At 68.7% G+C, this 2,751-nt stretch carries 3 protein-coding genes and 1 pseudogene; 1 reads left to right on the top strand and 3 read right to left on the bottom strand.

The annotated features are described in order from the left end of the window. A pseudogene (locus Q1V87_RS10960) lies at window positions 1-213 on the top strand (ion channel protein); the annotation flags it as partial. 6 nt (window positions 214-219) lie between these two features. Here the strand turns inward: Q1V87_RS10960 and Q1V87_RS10955 are convergent. From Q1V87_RS10955 to Q1V87_RS10945, 3 genes are all read right to left on the bottom strand, one after another. Further along, on the bottom strand, window positions 220-1,314 hold the full coding sequence (locus Q1V87_RS10955) for a DUF998 domain-containing protein (RefSeq protein ID WP_300592598.1): 1,095 nt from the start codon (window positions 1,312-1,314) through the stop codon (window positions 220-222). A 130-nt stretch (window positions 1,315-1,444) separates the two neighbouring features. After that, complete coding sequence (locus Q1V87_RS10950) at window positions 1,445-1,909, bottom strand: MerR family transcriptional regulator (RefSeq protein ID WP_292707153.1); 465 nt, start codon at window positions 1,907-1,909, stop codon at window positions 1,445-1,447. A gap of 21 nt (window positions 1,910-1,930) precedes the next feature. After that, window positions 1,931-2,751 (bottom strand): DnaJ C-terminal domain-containing protein (locus Q1V87_RS10945; RefSeq protein WP_300592595.1); only part of this gene is annotated, 821 nt, incomplete at its 5' end.

The raw sequence follows: 2,751 nt of genomic DNA, 5'->3' as shown, positions 1-2,751 counted from the left end.
CTCGCGATCGCCAGCGGCGTGCTCGGGTTCACGCTCGCGATCGCCCGCGACGGCTGGATCGCGCTGTTCGTCGCCGTCGCCATGGTCGGCGACATCGGCATCCTCGCGATCATGTGCGTGGCGATCCTGCCGACGTGGCTGGTCGTGGCGCGGGCGCCGGAGATGATCATCGAGGATCACCCGGCGGATCGAGTGTCTACCGCCGCGCGGTGATACCTGTCACGCCGCGTTGATGTCAGTCTCGAGGGCAGCGGCGTTTCGGATGAAGAGGATGATCCACGTGAAGACGAGAATGCCCGCGACCAGTTCGACGGCAGTCCAGGTGTAGTAGTCGACCGCGAAAAACACGGCGAACACTGCGATAACGGCGATGAACAGCCAGCCGAGCGCGACGAAGGGTCGCGGGATTCCGGGAATCCAGGCGGGGAGTCGGATCACGAGGATGGCGAACACGACGGCCATCCCCGAGGCGAAGCCGGTGTGAATCGCGAAGTACCGATCGACCGGAAAGACCCCGACGAAGGCGAGGAAGATCCCGACCAGGATGAGGCACAGCCGCACCCACCGGATGCCGTTCGCATGCGAGCTCGGGATGCCTCGGGTCGTGTACCTCGCAAGGGTCGTGACGATGAAGCCTGCGACGATGAGCGTCAGGTTGAACGTCATCGCTGACAGGTCGTTCGTCATCCCGAGCGCGGAGAGATTGTCTTTCCACCAGTACGGATCGCTGGCCGTCAGCATCGCCGCCAGCACCCCTTCGACCAGGAAGACCGCGAGAATCAGCGCGAGCAGCGACAGGTCCATGTGCGTGGCCGAGTAGAAGACCAGGTACGCGGTCACGGATGCTGCGGCACCCGAGAGGGCAAGCAGCGGCAGCGCGTACACTTCCGCGCCGATGAACGCGTCCTCGAGGATCACCGCGAGCAGCGTCCACGACAGCAGGGCGATGATCCCGTGGGCAAAGGCAAGAGCTGCGGCATCCAGGTAGTCGAGCACCCCGAGGCGGCGAGCGCCGGACTGGCGCTGGTAGAGGACGTACCTGCCCGCGATGAACGCGAGGATGCCCGCAACCGCGGAGGCGATCGCGGAGAACTGGCCCACCGAGCCGGGGCCGGATATCGGCGCGCTCTCAAACCGGAACGCGACCAGCGCGACCAGCGCGACAAGGGCGAACGCAACGGCTCCGACGCCAAGACTGAGCGACTCGAGAGTCCGCTCCTGGTCGGGGCCCGAGCCCTCGGCCGCGACGATGCGGTGCGCGCGGCGCGTCTCAGCCTGCGGTGCGGGGACTTCGCTCGGTGGTGTCGCTGTCACGGCATGAGAGTAGCGCACGGCCCGATTGCAGGATGGGAGGGTGGTGGCGGCGCGTCAACGCGGGAGACTCAGCCGTTCATCCTGCGTTCGGTCCCGAGCGCGAAGCGTGCGTCGGCATCCGCGCCGGAAGTCAGTCGCCATCGTCCGGGGTGTCGGATGCCGGCGGCAGCGCGTGACGCGGGCGCCACAACACGATCTCAGTGGCGCGGCGGACGCGGCGGCCGTGGCGAAGGGTGATGACCGATCCGCTCGATCCTGCCGCGAACACCCGCGCGCCGGGCCTACTGGCGAGTTCCGCTTCGACGCGGGCCTCGAGGTCGCGCACGCGCGTGTGGAGCTCGCGCACCCGGTTCTCGAGCTCGAGGATTCGCGCGATCGCCGGCAGGCTCATCCCCTCACTCGACAGCCGGGCGATCTCGCGCAGCTGCTCGACATGGCGAATGGAATACCGCCGCGACCCGCCCTGCGTGCGCCCCGGTACAACCAGGCCGAGCCGGTCGTACTGGCGCAGGGTCTGCGGATGCATGCCGGCGAGCTCGGCCGCTGCCGCGATCGCCAGGATCGGGGCCTCGTCGTCGATCTCGTCTTCGTGCATCCGGATGTCCTCGATGGCGTGTCAGCTTGCTGCGCGGGCGAGCAGTTCGGCGCGCGGGTTCTCTTTGGGCTCGGCCTCGCGGTACTTTTCGAGCGCTTCCCGCGCGGCACCGTCGACGTGTGTCGGCACCGCGATCTGCACCTCGGCGAGGAGGTCTCCGGTGCCCTTCTGCGCCTGCACGCCGCGGCCCTTGACCCGCAGAACGCGCCCCGACGGCGTGCCGGGGGCCACGCGCAGCTTGACGGGGTCGCCGCCGAGGGTGGGGACCTCGATCGTCGCGCCGAAGACCGCCTCGGTGTACGTCACCGGCACGACGACCCGCAGGTTCAGCCCGTCGCGGGTGAACACCGGATGCGGCCGCACCGTCACCTGCACGACGATGTCGCCGCTCTCCCCGCCATCCGGCGAGGGTCGACCGCGGCCGCGGAGCCGGATCTTCTGCCCGTCGGCGACGCCGGCTGGGATCTTCACCTTGAACGGTTGCCCGTCCTCGGACTGCAACGTGATCGTCTCGCCCTTGGTCGCGGTGACGAAGTCGATCGTCGTCCGCGCGGTGACATCGGCACCACGCGTGGGTCCACCGTAGCCGCGGTATCCACCGGATGCCTGCCCGAACCGACCGGAGCCGAACGAGCTGCCACCGCCCTGCCCGAACATCGAGAAGATGTCGTCGAAGTCGGCGCTCTGGTAGCTGTAGCCGCCGCGGCTCTGGCCGAACCGGCTGAAGACGTCCTCGAAGCCGCCGGCGCCCTGACCGCCCGCCGTGAAGCGCGCACCCGAGCCCATCGCGCGGATCTGGTCGTACTCCTCGCGCTGTTCGGGATCCGAAAGCACCGCGTACG

It is taken from the genome of Microbacterium sp., assembly GCF_030149085.1.
GTDB lineage: Bacteria > Actinomycetota > Actinomycetes > Actinomycetales > Microbacteriaceae > Microbacterium.
The sequence above is the reverse complement of the archived record's forward strand: the minus strand, read 5'-3'. Positions and strand labels throughout refer to the sequence as shown.

Coding starts and splice junctions, on each gene's coding strand:
- Q1V87_RS10950 (WP_292707153.1), bottom strand. CDS start 1,909: ATGCACGAAGACGAGATCGACGACGAGGCCCCGATCCTGGCGATCGCG.